The sequence below is a fragment of the Mesorhizobium sp. ESP-6-4 genome, assembly GCF_020164735.1.
Taxonomy (GTDB): Bacteria; Pseudomonadota; Alphaproteobacteria; order Rhizobiales; family Rhizobiaceae; genus Mesorhizobium.
The window spans coordinates 372,976-388,498 of sequence record NZ_JAIUGS010000003.1; the positions used below are offsets into that span (position 1 = coordinate 372,976).

Here is a 15,523-nt window from a genome sequence, read left to right on the forward strand (position 1 = left end):
GGGTCCCGTCATGAGCGAACGATCCGTCGTCCATTCCACCTTCGTCATCGAGCGCGTCTATCCGGCGGCGCCGGAGAAGGTCTATTTCGCGCTGAGCGATCCGACGGCGAAGAAGCGCTGGTTCTTTGACCCCGACAACCCCATGCCCAGCCGGCATGAGATGGATTTTCGGGTCGGCGGCAAGGAAGTGAATGCCGGCTGTCCCAGCGACGGACAGATGCATTTCTACAACGCGATCTATCACGATATCGTGCCCAACCGGCGCATCGTCTACAGCTATGAGCTTCTGTTCGGCGAAACCCGAGTCTCCGTGTCGCTTGCGACGATCGAGCTCATCGCCGAAGGCAAGGGAACGCGGCTCATCCTGACGGAACAGGGCGCCTTTTTCGACGGCATCGACTCACCGGCCACCCGCGAGCACGGCACCGGCGAATTGCTCGACGCGCTCGGGACGGCACTGGGAGCTGAGGGCTCCGGCCAAAGCGGATCGCGCTTTGGGTCTTGACGCCTGTCGTTGTCTCAGAACCGCTGCACACTTCTGAGCGACATGCATCAAACGCCAAAGACTATTCCCCAGGCGCCGTTTCCCAGAATTGGTCGAGCCAGATATTGAGCCTGAGGAAGCCGGCGCTGCTGACAGTATAAACGCGCCTTGTGCCTTCGGCCTTGGCGTTGACCAGGCCGGCATCCAGCAGGACCTTCAAATGCTGGGAGACCGCCGGGCGTGAGACGGGCAATCCGGCGGCCAATTCGTTCACCGTCTTTGGGCCGCGCCGGAGTTCTTCCAAGAGATAGCGCCGGTTGGGATCGGCTATCGCCATAAAGGCGTCAGAAAACATCATGCCTTTATTTGTGAGGCAAAGTCTCGCGAATCTCAACTATCGGTTTCAACCTTTCTGCGCGGATCGAGCCGCGTGGCCTCGGGCGTGACCGCGCGGTCCGCGGGCTGCGTCTTGAAGGCATCGCGGTCTTCGATCGGCACCGGCGCGCGGGCGCGGATGCGCAGCAGCGTGTAGCCGGCGAGGCTGAGATGCGCGAGCGCGGTTGCCAGGAAAAGCCCCTCCGGACGCACCGAGCCCATCAAGGCCGCGGCCAAAAGCGGGCCGATCATCGTGCCGAAACCGTAGAGCAGCAACAGACCGCCGGAAACCTTGACGAAGTCCTCGGCGCGGGCGTGGTCGTTGGCATGCGCGACGGCGATCGAATAGAGCGTATAGGCGAAGGCGCCATAGGCGGCGGTCAGCACGATGACGAAAACACCCGAACGCGGCGCGACCAGGAAGATCAGCATCGCGACTAGCGCCGCGCCGAAGGCCGCGCCGGCCAGCACGAAGCGGCGATCGGTCGTGTCCGAGAGACGCCCGGCCGGAAGCTGCATGGCGGCGCCGGCGATGACCACAAGGCTCATCATCAGAGCGATCTCGGCGGTGGAGATGCCGATGCGGGCGCCATAGACGGCGCCGAGCGTGCCCCAGGCGCCGTTGGCAATGCCGATCAGGAGGCAGGCCACGGCCGACACCGGCGAATTGGCGTAGAGGCCTTTGACGTCGAGCTTGACGTCCTGCAGGGGCTTGGGATGCGACTGCGTCGACACGGCGGTGGGAATGAGCGACAGGCAAAACAGGATGCCGGTGATCATGAACAGCGAGGCAGACCGCACGTCGCCGCCCGCGACGATCATCTGACCGCCCATGATCGAGGCATAGGTGACCATCATGTAGAGACCGAAGACGGTGCCGCGGTTTTCGTTGGTGGCCTTCTCGTTGAGCCAGCTCTCGATCACCATGAAGGCGCCGGCCATGGTGAAGCCTGTGAAGGCGCGCAAAAGGATCCAGACATATTCGTTGATGATGAGGCCGGTGAGCAGCGCGATGATCGCGCCGGACGCAGCGAAGGCGCCGAAAGCCCTGACATGGCCGGCACGGCGAACAAGACGCGGCGCGAAGAAACAGCCGGTGACGAAGCCGCCCGCCCAGGCCGTGCCCATGAGGCCGAGCGATGCAGTCGAAAAGCCTTCCACCTGGCCGCGCAGCGGCAGGAGCAGCCCGTGCAGGCCGGATGCAGCGAGCAGGAACGCTGTGCCGCGAAGCAGCGAGAGGATCGGTCTGTAGGTTGCAAACATCGCTTGATCCGGGTTCGAGACGCAGGGCCTGAAGACAGATGTATTCGGGCTTTTCGGCGGCGAGAGAGCACGCCGAACAATTTATCCGCGGCGGAACAGCGACTCGGCGGCGGATTTGGTGGCGCCCTTGGCGGTGCGCTCGGCTTCCAGCCTGGCGATCTCGTCGCGCAGCAATGCGATGCGCTCGGACAATTCGTCGACGGACAACAAAGACAGGTCCTGGCCGATCTCGTGCGGGCGCTGCTTTTTCCTGGGTTCGTCGTCGAAGATCGCCATCCGTCGCTCCTCTCTTACTCGGCCATTTGCCTGATTTGGCAATCGGCATACATAGAGCAATTCCGGGAAAAGTGCGTAGCGGTTTTCCGTCCGGAATAGCGTAAGAACAAAGAGTTGGAGCAGGTTGGCGCTTCTTCAAGCGCCGAACTGCTCCAGGCAGATGCAAACGGGCGGCGATAGACCGGGATACAGGGAGAACACGACATCATGGCAAACGGACAGAAGATTCCGGCGAAGATGACGGCCATCGCGATCTCGCAACCGGGTGGGCCAAAGGTGCTCAAGCCGGAAACACGCGACGTGCCGGTGCCCGGCCCCGGCGAAGTGCTGATCCGGGTGCACGCGGCCGGCGTCAACCGGCCGGACGTCCAGCAGCGCAAGGGCGCCTATCCGCCGCCGCCCGGTGCATCCGACTTGCCGGGCCTCGAAGCGTCGGGCGAAATCGCGGCGCTCGGCGACGAGATATCGCGCTGGCGCATCGGCGACCGGGTCTGCGCGCTGACGCCGGGCGGCGGCTATGCCGAATATGTCAAGGTTCATACCGGCAGCGTGCTGCCGCTGCCGGCGGGTTTCACGCATTCGGAAGCCGCCGCGGTTCCGGAAAACTACTTCACCGTCTGGCACAATGTATTCGAGCGCGGCGGCCTGAAGAAAGGCGAGACGCTGCTTGTCCATGGCGGTTCGTCCGGCATTGGCACCACCGCCATCCAGCTCGCCTCGGCCTTCGGCGCCACTGTGATCACCACCGCCGGCAGCAAGGAGAAATGCGACGCCTGCCTGAAGCTCGGCGCCGACCGGGCAGTCAACTACCGCGAGGAGGATTTCGTCGCCGCCGTGAAGGATGCGACCGATGGCAAGGGCGCCGACGTCATCCTCGACATGGTCGGCGGCGATTATGTCGGGCGCAATTACGATGCCGCGGCCGTCGAAGGGCGCATCGTACAGATCGCGGTGCAGGCCGGGGCCGTGGCCAGCGCCGACTTCTCCAAGATCATGGTGAAGCGGCTGACCCATACCGGCTCGACGCTTCGCCCGCGTACCGTCGAGTTCAAGGCGGCGATCGCGGCCGCGCTGGAGGCCCAGGTATGGCCGCTGCTCGGCACACGCAAGGTGGCACCCGTCATGGACACGATCTTTCCGCTGACCGAAGCCTGGCGGGCGCATGAGCGGATGGAAGAGGGCGAGCACATCGGCAAGATCGTCCTCGACGTGGAGTAGGATGGGTCGTTATTCAGGTGAGGCCGGCCTGCAAATGCCGGGCTTCTGCGCTTCCGGTGCTCAAGTACTAAAGTACGCTCCGCTCCGGTTCTCGAAGTCCACCATTTTCGACTCGGCCTGACCTGAATCTCGACCCATCCTGGCGTCGGCGCGTGTCCGGTTCCAAGCTGAACGAAACCTTAATGCTGCATTGCACAAAACGCATTGCGGCCATGCAAAAGCGTCCGTTCAATTTGTGGGCAGGAGTGCCTATTTACGCGGCATCAAACGATTTGACCAAACGACTGGAGAACCATCATGAACCCGATCAGTGCTTTCCGTAAGTGGCGCATGTACAACGAGACCGTGCGCGAATTGAACAAGCTCAATGCCCGCCAGCTTAGCGACCTCGGCATCAACCGAGCCGATATCGAGCGTATCGCCCGCCAGGCGGTGTAATCAGACGCAGCCCGGCCTCGCGGTCGGGCTGCGACATGCAAGCCAGAGCCGTCGAGACGCTTGCTTTGTTTCCGGTTCCAAGCCCGCTGGACCTCGTCCAGCGGGTTTTGTCTTTTTAGGGGCCTTGAATCGGCCCTTCCCAAAAACATTGCGAAAATTGGAGGGAGCGTTTATACAGGCCGCGAATTTCCCATTTTGGTGGCTCTAAAACCACCGCCCGCGCGGGAAAGCGGGCGAACGAGAAGGATTTTTGATATGGCCAATTCGCTGCTGATGCCCAAGGCGACCGCCGTCTGGCTGGTCGACAACACCGCGCTTTCCTTCGAGCAGATCGCGCAGTTCTGCGGGCTGCATCCGCTGGAGGTCAAGGCGATCGCCGACGGCGAGTCGGCCCAGGGCATCAAGGGCATGGACCCGATCATCACCGGCCAGTTGACGCGCGACGAGATCGCGCGCGGCGAGAAGGACATCAACTACCGGCTGAAGTTGTCGGAGCCGAAGGTGCGGGTGCCGGAATCGAAGCGCAAAGGCCCGCGCTACACGCCGCTGTCGAAGCGCCAGGACCGGCCGAACGCCATCTTGTGGCTGGTGCGCAACCATCCCGAGCTCAAGGATGCGCAGATTGCCCGTCTCGTAGGCACCACCAAGTCGACGATCGAGCAGATCCGCGAACGCAAGCACTGGAACTCGGCCAATCTGCAGCCGATGGATCCGGTGACGCTCGGCCTCACCTCGCAGATCGACCTGGACCTCGAAGTCAACCGAGCCTCGCGCGGCCGCGAGCCGGCGCAGCCTGTCGGCGACACGCTGCTGCCCGCCGCGCTCACCGAACGGCTGGTGCCGGCGCCGGAGAAGCCGAAGGACGAGGACCAGGAGCTCGATGCCAACGCCGTCTTCGCCAAGCTTTCGGCGCTCAAGTCGAAGAACAAGGACGAAGACGAGGAATGAGCGCTCTTACCTTCTCCCCTTGTGGGAGAAGGTGGATCGGCGCGATAGCGCCGAGACGGATGAGGGGTGTTCCAGCGGAGTGAGACGTCGGCGTTCCCTGGAACACCCCTCATCCGGCCGCTTCGCGGCCACCTTCTCCCACAAGGGGAGAAGGAGAAAAGCGCAAGTCACGTCCGCGCGGCGCGGTCGGGGGCCATGCCGTAATCCTCTGAGCGCTCGACGGCGCGGTAGAAATCGGCGAGCTGCTTGCCCCGCTCCGGCTTGAAGATGCGGCCGGCAATGACGACCGAGGCGATGCGATCGATGCGGAAGGCGCGGAAATCGTCGCGCATCTCGCACCAGGCGACCAGTGTCCAGACCTTGCCCCAGAACCACAGCCCCAACGGCCTGATGTCGCGCGCGGTGCCGCGGCCGGCTTCGTCGGAATAGTCGATGGTCAGCACCTGGCGCTTCTCGATGGCGCGCTCGATCAGGTCGATCGCTTCCCGCGCGGCGTCGCTCACTACCCACATCGGCGTGTGGATCTCGGTGCGGGCGATGCGGTCCTTTTCCGTGTCGGGCAGCACGGCGCCGATCTTGACCAGCGCCTCGTCGGCGGCCCTCGCCATCGTAGCGCCGCCGAAGGCGCGCACCATGCGGGCGCCGGCAACCAGCGCCACGATCTCGTCACGTGTGAACATCAGCGGGGGAAGGTCGAATCCCTCCCGCATCATGTAGCCGACGCCCGCTTCGCCATCGATCGGCACGCCGGTCGACTGCAGGTCGGCTATGTCGCGGTAAATGGTGCGTTCTGAAACCTCGAGCCATGCGCCAAGCTTCTGCGCGGTGACCAGCCGGCCGCCCCGCAAATGCTGCACGATCTGAAAAAGCCTGTCAGCACGACGCATCGCTAGATCCCCCGAGGATTATGGCATAAGCCCTTCGCGCTTGCGCAGCGCGGCAACGAATTTCGCTCCGAAGGATAGTCGCGGCGACGGCTTGATGTGGTTGACGCCCGGTGCGTTCAGCTTGTCGTTCCAGCTTCTCACCATTGCGGATTACTCCGGATCGTCGAACCATGTTCGTTGCTGTCAGGATCGAAGCTGCTCCAATTACCGCATGCCTCCTGACAACATACTGTCAGGAGGCTGCGGCGAAGCTATCGGCAAACAAAGGCTTCTTTCCCTGAACTCAACATCGCTGGCCGCCATTACATCTGGGCGCGCTGCCGCCACAATCCAAGTCGCGGCAGCAAAATTTCAGTTTTCGCGCACGCGGCCCTGGTAAAGGTCCGGCCAGCCGATGTCCTTGCGGATGTCCGCCGGCAAGGTGTTCAGGAAACGCTGGGTGCGAATCTCGTTGCGCACGGTGCGGATTCTGCCGACATAATGCTGCACACTACGCAGAATTGTAAAACCGTTCATGACCTCACTCCTCTCTTTTTGATGGGAAGAGTATCTCACACCCCTCCTGACAGCAGTCTGTCAGGAGGTTGGCAGGGTGCGGAGAAAGACGGTGCGGTGCCGCTCGCAGCGTTCGAATAGGCCCTATTTCTGTCAGGAATGCTCCGCCCGAGGGTGCGCTCGAGAACAGCTTTGACAGTCGCCATCGATGCTGGTCAAAGGCGGCATGACGAAACTGCTCGCCCTTGTCATCTGCGGCATCATGCTGATCCAGGTCATCAAGCCGCTGGGCTGGCCGGGGCTGAAGCGGCGCGGCGATTTTTGGAAGCTGGCGCTGCTTGCGATGGCCGCGATCTCGCTGGCGGCGGTGCTTGGGCACTGGGCGTAGGCCTGTCCATATTCGGGGGAGGACGGCTCGCGAGTGGCGCGTCCTGCCGTTCACGCGCAGCAGTCCGGCCGGTCCTTGTCTTTGTCCCGATATTCGTCATGCAGGCGCACCCAGTCCATCAGGTTGTAATAGGGACCCGTTTCGCCGCGGCCCTTCGGCGTCATGTCGAGATAATGATAGGTGCCGATGAGCGCATCGCCGCCGCGGGCGCGCGACATGAAGGTGAGGAAGATGTCGCCGCACTCGTTGCGATAGAAGATGCTGGTGCCGGGCAGGTCTTTCGACCGCAGCGGGCGCTTCTCGAAATTGTAGGTGGTTTCGCCCGCCGCGATCTGCCTGTCGGTGAAGGAGACCTGCAGGTCGAAGTTGAAATCGGACGCATAGGACGACACCCAGTCGAACTTCCAGCCCATGCGCTGCTTGTAAGGCAGGATATCGGCCAGCGGCGCACGCGAGACGACAACCAGCGAGACGTCATGATGCTTCAGGTGCCGGTTGGCGCCGTCGATATGGTCGGCGAGGAACGAGCAGCCCTCGCAGCGGTGGTCGGAGCCCGGGGCCATCATGAAATGATAGACGATGAGCTGGCTCTTGCCGGCGAACAGTTCGGCAAGATGCTTCGGCCCCGCTTCGCTCTCGAAAACATAATCCTTGCGCAGCTTGAACCAGGGCAGTTGCCGCCGCTCCGCGGCGATAAGCTCGCGGAACTTTGTCAGCTCCTTCTCGCGTTCGAGATGCTTGCGATGCGCTTCGAACCAGTCTTCGCGCGAAACCACGGCATTGCGATGCATGACCATCTCCTGTCCTCTCCTGCCAAGGACGTTCGACATCGGCGCGATCCGACATGGCCGATAGCGGTCGGCGCCTGACAAGTGGGAACGCGGCTCGCAAAAAGCAAAAACCCGGGCTGCTGGCCCGGGTTTATGCACTGCTCAGGGATGGCGTCAGGCGGCCTTTTCCAGCGCCGGCTGCCATTTCCCGAGCGCCGCCAGATGGTTCATGTGGGCGCGGTGGGTGAAGGCAGCCTGGCCGGCAGCAACGTTCGAGGCCTTGCCACTCCATGCCTTCTGCGGCGCGGCCTGCAGCGCGCGGCCATAGGAGAAGGTCAGTTTCCAAGGATGCGGGCCGATGGCGTTGATGGCATTGAGGTTGGCGGTCGCCTCCTCGTCCTCCTGGCCGCCGGAGAGAAAGGCAATGCCCGGCACTGCCGACGGCACCACCTCGCGGAACAGCTTGATCGTCTTTTCGGCGATTTCCTCCGGGCTGTCGGTCTTGCCCGACTTCTTGCCTGAGATGACCATGTTCGGCTTCAGGATCGAGCCTTCCAGCACGACGCGGGCCGCGTAAAGCTCGTCGTAGAGCCTGATCAGCGTCGCCTTGGAGACGTCGTAGCAGGTGTCGATCGAATGCGCCCCGTCCATCAGCACTTCCGGCTCGACGATCGGCACGATGCCGGCTTCCTGGCAGAGCGCGGCATAGCGGGCCAGCGCGTGGGTGTTCGAGGCGATCGAATTGGCCGAGGGCACGCCCTTGCTGGTGTCGATGTCGATCACCGCGCGCCATTTGGCGAAGCGGGCGCCGAGCTTGTAATAGTCGGCAAGCCGCTCGCGCAGCCCGTCCAGGCCCTCGGTGATGGTGTCGCCGGGAAAGCCGGCGAGAGGCTTGGCGCCGAGATCGACCTTGATGCCGGGAATGGCGCCGGACGCCTTGATGATGTCGACCAGCGGTGTGCCGTCGGCGGCCTTCTGGCGAATGGTCTCATCGTAGAGAATGACGCCGGAGATGTATTTTGACATCGCCTCCTTGGACCGGAACATCATCTCGCGATAGTCGCGCCGGTTATCGGCCGTGGATTCGACGCCGATGACGTCAAAACGCTTCTTGATGGTGCCGGAGCTCTCATCGGCCGCCAACAGGCCCTTGCCGCCGCTCACCATAGCGGCGGCGATATCTTCGAGACGTTCGCTCATGGGTGCTCTCCTACGCTGCGTTTATTCCGCGCTAGCAGAACACTACCGCCAAAGGAATGACGCCGGAAAGCTAGAATCGATTGAAAGCCGCGCGGGCTTTGCCTGGTCTCGGACTGTTTACCGCTTCAGCACCTCGACGCCGGGCAGCGGCTTGCCTTCCATCCATTCGAGGAACGCGCCGCCGGCGGTCGAGACATAGGTGAAGTCGTCGGCGACACCAGCATGGTTGAGCGCGGCCACCGTGTCGCCGCCGCCGGCCACCGAGACCAGCTTGCCTTCCTTGGTGCGTGCGGCGGCATGCTTTGCCGCGGCCACCGTGGCGCGGTCGAAGGGCTCGATCTCGAAGGCGCCGAGCGGCCCATTCCAGACCAGCGTCGCGGCGCGGTCGATCCAGTCGTTGACGCTCTGCACGGTCTTTGCGCCGACATCGAGGATCATGCCGTCGGCCGGCACGTCCGAGATGGCGACGGTCTCGCTGGCGGCGCCCGCCTTGAATTCCTTGGCCACGACGCCATCGGCAGGCAGGATGATGGCGCAGCCGGCTTCCGCCGCCTCGATCATGATCTGCTTGGCGGTGCCGGCGAGGTCATGCTCGCAGAGCGATTTGCCGACATCGGTGCCGCGCGCGGCAAGGAAGGTATTGGCCATGCCGCCGCCGATCACCAGCGCATCGACCTTCTTCACCAGGTTCATCAACAGGTCGATCTTGGTCGAGACCTTGGCGCCGCCGACGATGGCCACCACCGGCCGTACCGGATCGCCGAGGCCCTTTTCCAGCGCGTCGAGCTCGGCCTGCATGGTGCGGCCGGCATAGGCCGGCAAATGATGCGCCAGACCCTCGGTCGAAGCATGCGCGCGGTGCGCGGCCGAAAAGGCGTCGTTGACATAGATGTCTCCATTGGCGGCGAGCTGTTCGGTGAAGGCCGGTTCGTTCTTCTCCTCCGCCTTGTGGAAGCGGGTGTTCTCGAGCAGCAGGACGTCGCCGTCCTTCATCGCCGCGACGGCGTCCGCGGCCTTGGCGCCGATGCAGTCGGCGGCGAAACCGACCGGGCGGCCGAGAACGTCAGCCGTGGCCCTGGCGATCGGCTCCAGCGAGAATTCGTCCGACGGGCCGTCCTTGGGGCGGCCGAAATGCGCAAGCAGGATGACCTTGGCGCCCTTTTTCGAGAGCTCGGCGATGGTCGGGCCGATGCGCTCGATGCGAGTGGCGTCGGTCACCTTGCCGTCGGCGACGGGAACGTTGAGGTCGACGCGCACCAGGACGCGCTTGCCGCTGACGGCGCCGATATCGTCGAGTGTCTTGAAGCCGGCCATGGTCGTTCCTTCCTGGTGCCTTGACGCAATCCGGACGGAAAACCGCCCACACTTTTCGTGGAATTGCTCTAGCGAAAACGCGGCGACCTTACTCGGCGCGGAAGACGATGCAAGGGCCGCGTCAATGGCGCGCGCGCAAAAATGATGTCGCCGTGAGACATCAGCCTTCGCCGGTTGCCTTCTGCCCGTCCGCTGCCGGCGCCACCGTGTCGACCGGCACGTCGTCGGCTGCCTGCTTCGCTGCCGGCCTGCGCCAGCTGCGGATCAGCGCCGCGATGCGGTCCCCGATCTCGCCGGCGCTCATGAACACCGGCACGCGCGCGACCGGCGCGGTCGGCTCGAAGGACAGGCCAAGGCCGGTGATCCTGCCTTTCTCGTCCACATCGCGCACGATCAGCTCGATCGGGCCGATCATCACACGGTCGGCATATTCGGCACGGCCGCCGAGCCGCTCGGTAACGAGCGCTGCAACGGTGAGCTTCTGCTCGGCCTCGGACAGGCCGGGGGCATAGGCGGCTTCCAGCTCCGCGGCCGAGCGGGCCGGATCGACGGCAAAGGCGCCGAAGAAGTCGGCATCCTCAGGATCGACCACGGCGCGGCTGGCAAAAAGCTTGTCGAGCAGGCGCGGGTAGCGGTCCGGTACGAAGATGTAGACCTGATCGCCGGCCGCCAGCCGGCCCATGTCCTGGAAGCGCATCGAGCGGCCGTCGCGCAGCACCAGCGAGGGCCTCGCCCAGCGCGGGATGCGCTCGCCCCGCGCCACCGGGCTGCCGGGTGCGACGCGATAGGCGAGCAGCTCATGATGTGCCGAGCCCGGCAATTCGAGCTCCACCTTGTCCAGCGGCCCAAGACGGGCCGGCACGATCAGCCCGAGGCGGCGCGCCAGCGGACCGACCGTCCAGCCCTGCACCACCAGCGACACCAGCACGATGATGAAGGCGGCGTTGAAGATCAGCCGGCCGTGCTCGAGCCCGCCGAGCAGCGGCGTTATGGCGAGCAGGATCGAGACCGCGCCGCGCAGGCCGACCCAGGAGACGAAGGCGACCTCTGGCCGCGGCAGCCGGAACGGGGTCAGGCAGAGCCAGACCGCGACCGGGCGGGCGACGAAGATCAGGAACAGGCCGAGCAGGATCGCCGGCACAAGGATTTCGGGGAATTGCGAGGGTGTGGCGAACAGGCCGAGGATCAGGAACATGATGATCTGCGCCAGCCACGACATGCCGTCCTGGAAACGCTTCAGGATGGTGACGGCGCGTATGTCGGAATTGCCGGCGATCAGTCCGGCAAGGTAGACGGCGAGGAAGCCCGAGCCGCCGACGGCACCGGCCGCCGCGAACACCATCAGCGACAGCGTCAGCACGAAGATGGGCAGCAGGCCGTGATCGAGATTCAACCGCTCGACCAGACGCACGATGGCAAAACCGCCGAGCACGCCGATGACGGCGCCGAGCCCCATATTGGCGAGGAAGCCGAGCAGAAGGTTTGTGGCCAGCACGTTGGCTTCCGGGTTGGCATGCGCGGCGATGATCTCGACCAGGGTGATGGTGAGGAAGATGGCGATCGGGTCGTTGGTGCCGGATTCCACCTCGAGCGTCGCGCGCACGCGCTCGCGCAGATGGATCTCGCCGGCGCGCAGCAGGAAGAAGACGGCGGCCGCGTCGGTGGAGGCGACGGCAGCGCCAAGCAGGGAGGATTCCAGCCAGCTGAGCTTGAGAACATAGGAAGCGGCGGCGCTGAAGATGGCTGTGGTCAGGATAACGCCGATCGTGGCCAGCGACAGCGCCGGCCCGGCCGCCTGGCGCAGCGCGTTGAGCGGCGTGCCGAAACCGGAATCGAACAGAATGATGGCCAAGGCCAGTGAGCCGGCAAAATAGGCCAGCCGCGCATTGTCGAATTCGATGCCGAGCCCGTCGACGCCGGTAGCAAGGCCGATGCAGAGGAAGAGGAGCAGCAAAGGCGCGCCGAAGCGGAAGGCGATCAGGCTCGAAAACGCGGCGGCGACAATGAGCGCCGTGCCGACCAGCGTCACGAGATAGATCGCATGCTCCATCCGCTATTGCCCCTCCAAGTCCCTCTGTTTGTGGCTTTACGGGAGAGTGGGGCGAAGACATGACCAGTGCAAGGCAACAGGATGTTTTTTGGGTTCAATGCTTCCAAACTTCGTCATTCCAGGGCGAAGCAGGAGCGAAGCTCAGCCGCGGATTCTGGAATGACGACGCGATTGGTGTTCCGGCTGTCACCAGGTGCGCTGATCCGCCGAGACTTAAACGAAAACGCCCGGCCGAAGCCGGGCGTTTTGAACTGTAAATTGACGAGCGATCAGCCGATGGTCTTGCCGAAGGCGACGGCGGTGTCGCCCATGCGGTTCGAGAAGCCCCATTCGTTGTCGTACCAGGACAGCACCGAGACGAAGTTGCCGTCCATCACCTTGGTCTGGTCGAGTGCCACGATCGAGGAATGCGGGTCGTGGTTGAAGTCGATCGACACGTTCGGGTGATGGGTGACCGACAGAACGCCCTTCAGCTTGCCATTGGACGCGGCGATGACCGCTTCGTTGATCTCCTGAGCGGAAGTCGAGCGCTTGGCGATGAACTTGAAGTCGACAACCGAGACGTTCGGGGTCGGCACGCGGATCGAAATGCCGTCGAGCTTGCCCTTGAGCTCGGGCAGGACAAGGCCGATCGCCTTGGCGGCGCCCGTCGAGGTCGGGATCTGCGACAGCGCCGCGGCGCGGGCGCGGTAGAGATCCTTGTGCATGGTGTCCAGCGTCGGCTGGTCGCCGGTGTAGGAGTGGATCGTCGTCATCATGCCCTTCTCGATGCCGACGGTTTCGTGCAGCACGGCCGCCAGCGGCGCCAGGCAGTTGGTGGTGCAGGACGCGTTCGAGATGACGATGTGGTCCTTGGTCAGCTTGTCGTGGTTGATGCCGTAGACGACGGTGAGGTCGGCGCCTTCGGCCGGGGCCGAGACGAGCACGCGCTTGGCGCCGGCGGTCAGGTGCGCGGCCGCCTTGTCGCGGGCGGTGAAGATGCCCGTGCATTCGAGCGCGATGTCGACGCCGAGCTCCTTCCAGGGCAGCTGGGTCGGGTCCTTGATCGCGGTGACCTTGAACTTCTCCTTGCCGACCGAGATCTGGTCGCCGTCCACGGTCACTTCATGCGGGAAGCGGCCATGCACGCTGTCATAGCGCAACAGGTGCGCATTGGTCTCGACCGGGCCGAGGTCGTTGACGGCGACCACGTCGATGTCCTTGCGGCCGGATTCATGGATGGCGCGCAGGATGTTGCGGCCGATGCGGCCAAATCCGTTGATGGCAACTCTGACGGTCATTGTTCTCTCCCTTGGGGCGGATGGGTCCGCAGTGTCATAACGGCGGAAGGCGCAAGAATCCAGCCGCAGAAGGTCGCATTTAAATCGATTAGGTTGGTCCAGCCCGGCAAAGCGTCAACCGACGTTGCCGGGCTGAGCCAATTCTTAGTTGCCGTGCAGCCGGGCTTCGACCGCCTTGGCCGCAGCTTCGGCGGTGATGCCGAAATGCGGATAGAGCTGCTCGATCGAGCCGGAGGCGCCAAAACCGTGCATGCCGACAAAAATGCCGTCGGTGCCGATCAGGTGATCCCAGCCCTGGCGGATGCCGGCTTCGATCGCGACCTTCACCTTGGCGTTGCCGATAGTCTTCTTGCGGTAATCCTCGCTCTGCTGGTCGAACAGCTCGAAGCAGGGCACAGAGACGACGCGGGTCGGATGGCCGTGCTTTTCCAGCAGGTCGCGCGCGCCAAGCGCGATCTCGACCTCGGAGCCGGTGGCGAAGATCGTCACCACGGCCTCGCCGCCGGCGGCGGCCAGCTCATAGGCGCCCTGGCTGGAGAGGTTCTTCGCCGAATGCTCCGTGCGCACGGTCGGCAGGTTCTGGCGGGTCAGCGCCAGCGTCGAGGGCGTCTTTTCGGATTCCAGCGCAATCTGCCAGCATTCGGCGGTTTCGACCGCGTCGGCCGGGCGGAAGACATTGTGGTTGGGGATGGCGCGCAGCGCCGCCAGATGCTCGACCGGCTGATGCGTCGGGCCGTCCTCGCCGAGGCCGATCGAATCATGCGTCATGACGAAGATCGAGCGGATGCCCATCAGCGAGGCAAGGCGCATCGACGGGCGGGCGTAGTCGGAGAAGCACAGGAAGGTGCCGCCATAGGCGATCAGGCCGCCATGCAGGGTCAGGCCGTTGATCGCCGCCGCCATGCCGTGCTCGCGAATGCCGTAATGGACATAGCGCTGGCCGTAATCATCGGGGGTGATGTTCTTGGTCTGGCTGGTCTTGGTGTTGTTGGAGCCGGTGAGGTCGGCCGAGCCGCCGATCGTTTCCGGCACCGCGCCGTTGATGATTTCCAGCGCCATCTCCGACGACTTGCGGGTGGCGACCTTTGGCTTGTCGGCCGACAGCTTCTTCTTGTAGTCGGCGATGACGGCGTCGAAATTGGAGGGCAGCTTGCCGGCGAGGCGGCGCTCGAACTCGGCCTTGAGCTTCGGCTCGGCCTTCGCCAGGCGGCCTTCCCAATCGGCGCGGGCCTTGGCGCCACCCGTGCCGACGGCGCGCCATGCGTCGAGGATGTCGGCCGGAATCTCGAAGGGCGGCGAGTCCCAGTTGAAGAATTTGCGCGCGCCGGCGATTTCCTCGGCGCCGAGCGGCGAGCCATGCGCCTTGTTGGTGCCGGCCTTGGTCGGGGCGCCGAAGCCGATGGTGGTCTTGCAGGCGATCATCGTCGGCTTGTCGGAATGGCGCGCTGCCTCGATGGCATAGGCGATCGCTTCCGGATCGGTGCCGTCGATGTGGCTGGCGTTCCAACCGCTGGCCTGGAAGCGGGCGACTTGGTCGGTGTTGTCGGCGAGCGAGACCGGGCCGTCGATCGAGATGTTGTTGTTGTCCCAGAAGACGATCAGCTTGTTGAGCTTCAGATGCCCGGCCAGCGCAATGGCTTCCTGGGATACACCTTCCATCAGGCAGCCGTCCCCGGCCAGCACATAGGTATAATGGTTGACGAGGTCGTTGCCGAAGGCGGCGTTCATGATGCGCTCGCCGAGCGCGAAGCCGACCGAATTGGCGAGCCCCTGGCCAAGCGGGCCGGTGGTGGTCTCGATGCCGGCGGCATGGCCGTATTCGGGATGGCCGGCGGTCTTGGAGCCGAGCTGGCGGAAATTCTTGATCTGGTCGATCGTCATGTCCTCATAGCCGGTGAGGTACAGGAGCGAGTAGAGCAGCATCGAGCCGTGGCCGGCCGACAGAATGAAGCGGTCGCGGTCGGCCCAGTGCGGTGCCTTGGCGTCGAATTTCAGGAAACGGCTGAACAGCACCGTGGCGATGTCGGCGCAGCCCATGGGCAGGCCTGGGTGACCGGAGTTCGCCTTCTCGACGGCGTCCATGGAAAGGAAACGGATCGCGTTGGCCATCCGATCATGTTGTTCACGCGAGGTCATG

At 64.0% G+C, this 15,523-nt stretch carries 16 protein-coding genes; 5 read left to right on the forward strand and 11 right to left on the reverse strand.

The annotated features are described in order from the left end of the window. Positions 1–10: 10 nt before the first annotated feature. Complete coding sequence (locus tag LB523_RS08940; RefSeq protein ID WP_224602269.1) at positions 11–505, forward strand: SRPBCC family protein; 495 nt, start codon at positions 11–13, stop codon at positions 503–505. Positions 506–566: 61 nt separating this feature from the next. On the opposite strand, the gene LB523_RS08945 is transcribed toward LB523_RS08940, so the two are convergent. The 3 genes from LB523_RS08945 to LB523_RS08955 form a co-directional block, all read right to left on the reverse strand. Then, positions 567–842, reverse strand: coding sequence for an ArsR/SmtB family transcription factor (locus tag LB523_RS08945; RefSeq protein WP_224602272.1), 276 nt, complete (start codon positions 840–842; stop codon positions 567–569). A gap of 32 nt (positions 843–874) precedes the next feature. After that, positions 875–2,122: an MFS transporter gene (locus LB523_RS08950; protein ID WP_224602274.1), complete on the reverse strand. Its 1,248-nt coding sequence runs from the start codon at positions 2,120–2,122 to the stop codon at positions 875–877. An 81-nt stretch (positions 2,123–2,203) separates the two neighbouring features. Then, entirely contained in the window at positions 2,204–2,398 is a 195-nt protein-coding gene (locus tag LB523_RS08955) for a DUF1192 domain-containing protein (protein ID WP_095767348.1), read from the reverse strand. A 207-nt stretch (positions 2,399–2,605) separates the two neighbouring features. Between LB523_RS08955 and LB523_RS08960 the strand changes: the two genes are divergently transcribed. From LB523_RS08960 to LB523_RS08970, 3 genes are all read left to right on the forward strand, one after another. After that, positions 2,606–3,616 (forward strand): NAD(P)H-quinone oxidoreductase, encoded by a 1,011-nt coding sequence (locus LB523_RS08960; protein ID WP_224602276.1) that lies wholly within the window; start codon positions 2,606–2,608, stop codon positions 3,614–3,616. 297 nt (positions 3,617–3,913) lie between these two features. Beyond that, complete coding sequence (locus LB523_RS08965; protein ID WP_095767350.1) at positions 3,914–4,054, forward strand: DUF1127 domain-containing protein; 141 nt, start codon at positions 3,914–3,916, stop codon at positions 4,052–4,054. Positions 4,055–4,309: 255 nt separating this feature from the next. Beyond that, positions 4,310–5,002, forward strand: coding sequence for a DUF1013 domain-containing protein (locus LB523_RS08970; RefSeq protein WP_224545579.1), 693 nt, complete (start codon positions 4,310–4,312; stop codon positions 5,000–5,002). Positions 5,003–5,169: 167 nt separating this feature from the next. On the opposite strand, the gene LB523_RS08975 is transcribed toward LB523_RS08970, so the two are convergent. Further along, positions 5,170–5,889: a helix-turn-helix transcriptional regulator gene (locus LB523_RS08975; protein ID WP_095767352.1), complete on the reverse strand. Its 720-nt coding sequence runs from the start codon at positions 5,887–5,889 to the stop codon at positions 5,170–5,172. Between the two features lie 351 nt (positions 5,890–6,240). Next, positions 6,241–6,405 carry a hypothetical protein gene (locus tag LB523_RS08980; protein WP_095767353.1) on the reverse strand — a complete coding sequence of 55 codons (165 nt, stop codon included), beginning with the start codon at positions 6,403–6,405 and terminating at the stop codon, positions 6,241–6,243. 187 nt (positions 6,406–6,592) lie between these two features. Between LB523_RS08980 and LB523_RS08985 the strand changes: the two genes are divergently transcribed. Beyond that, on the forward strand, positions 6,593–6,772 hold the full coding sequence (locus LB523_RS08985) for a hypothetical protein (RefSeq protein ID WP_042641561.1): 180 nt from the start codon (positions 6,593–6,595) through the stop codon (positions 6,770–6,772). A 50-nt stretch (positions 6,773–6,822) separates the two neighbouring features. On the opposite strand, the gene LB523_RS08990 is transcribed toward LB523_RS08985, so the two are convergent. From LB523_RS08990 to tkt, 6 genes are all read right to left on the reverse strand, one after another. After that, positions 6,823–7,563 carry a DUF899 domain-containing protein gene (locus LB523_RS08990; RefSeq protein ID WP_224602277.1) on the reverse strand — a complete coding sequence of 247 codons (741 nt, stop codon included), beginning with the start codon at positions 7,561–7,563 and terminating at the stop codon, positions 6,823–6,825. Between the two features lie 153 nt (positions 7,564–7,716). Then, positions 7,717–8,742 (reverse strand): class I fructose-bisphosphate aldolase, encoded by a 1,026-nt coding sequence (locus tag LB523_RS08995; RefSeq protein ID WP_224602278.1) that lies wholly within the window; start codon positions 8,740–8,742, stop codon positions 7,717–7,719. A 117-nt stretch (positions 8,743–8,859) separates the two neighbouring features. Beyond that, on the reverse strand, positions 8,860–10,056 hold the full coding sequence (locus tag LB523_RS09000; protein ID WP_224602279.1) for a phosphoglycerate kinase: 1,197 nt from the start codon (positions 10,054–10,056) through the stop codon (positions 8,860–8,862). Between the two features lie 160 nt (positions 10,057–10,216). Continuing rightward, positions 10,217–12,106 (reverse strand): potassium/proton antiporter, encoded by a 1,890-nt coding sequence (locus LB523_RS09005; RefSeq protein ID WP_224602280.1) that lies wholly within the window; start codon positions 12,104–12,106, stop codon positions 10,217–10,219. Between the two features lie 269 nt (positions 12,107–12,375). After that, positions 12,376–13,386 (reverse strand): type I glyceraldehyde-3-phosphate dehydrogenase, encoded by a 1,011-nt coding sequence (gap, locus tag LB523_RS09010; RefSeq protein ID WP_095767356.1) that lies wholly within the window; start codon positions 13,384–13,386, stop codon positions 12,376–12,378. A gap of 144 nt (positions 13,387–13,530) precedes the next feature. Beyond that, a complete protein-coding gene (gene tkt, locus LB523_RS09015; protein WP_224602281.1) occupies positions 13,531–15,522 on the reverse strand; it encodes a transketolase in 1,992 nt (663 codons plus the stop codon). Position 15,523: the final 1 nt, after the last annotated feature.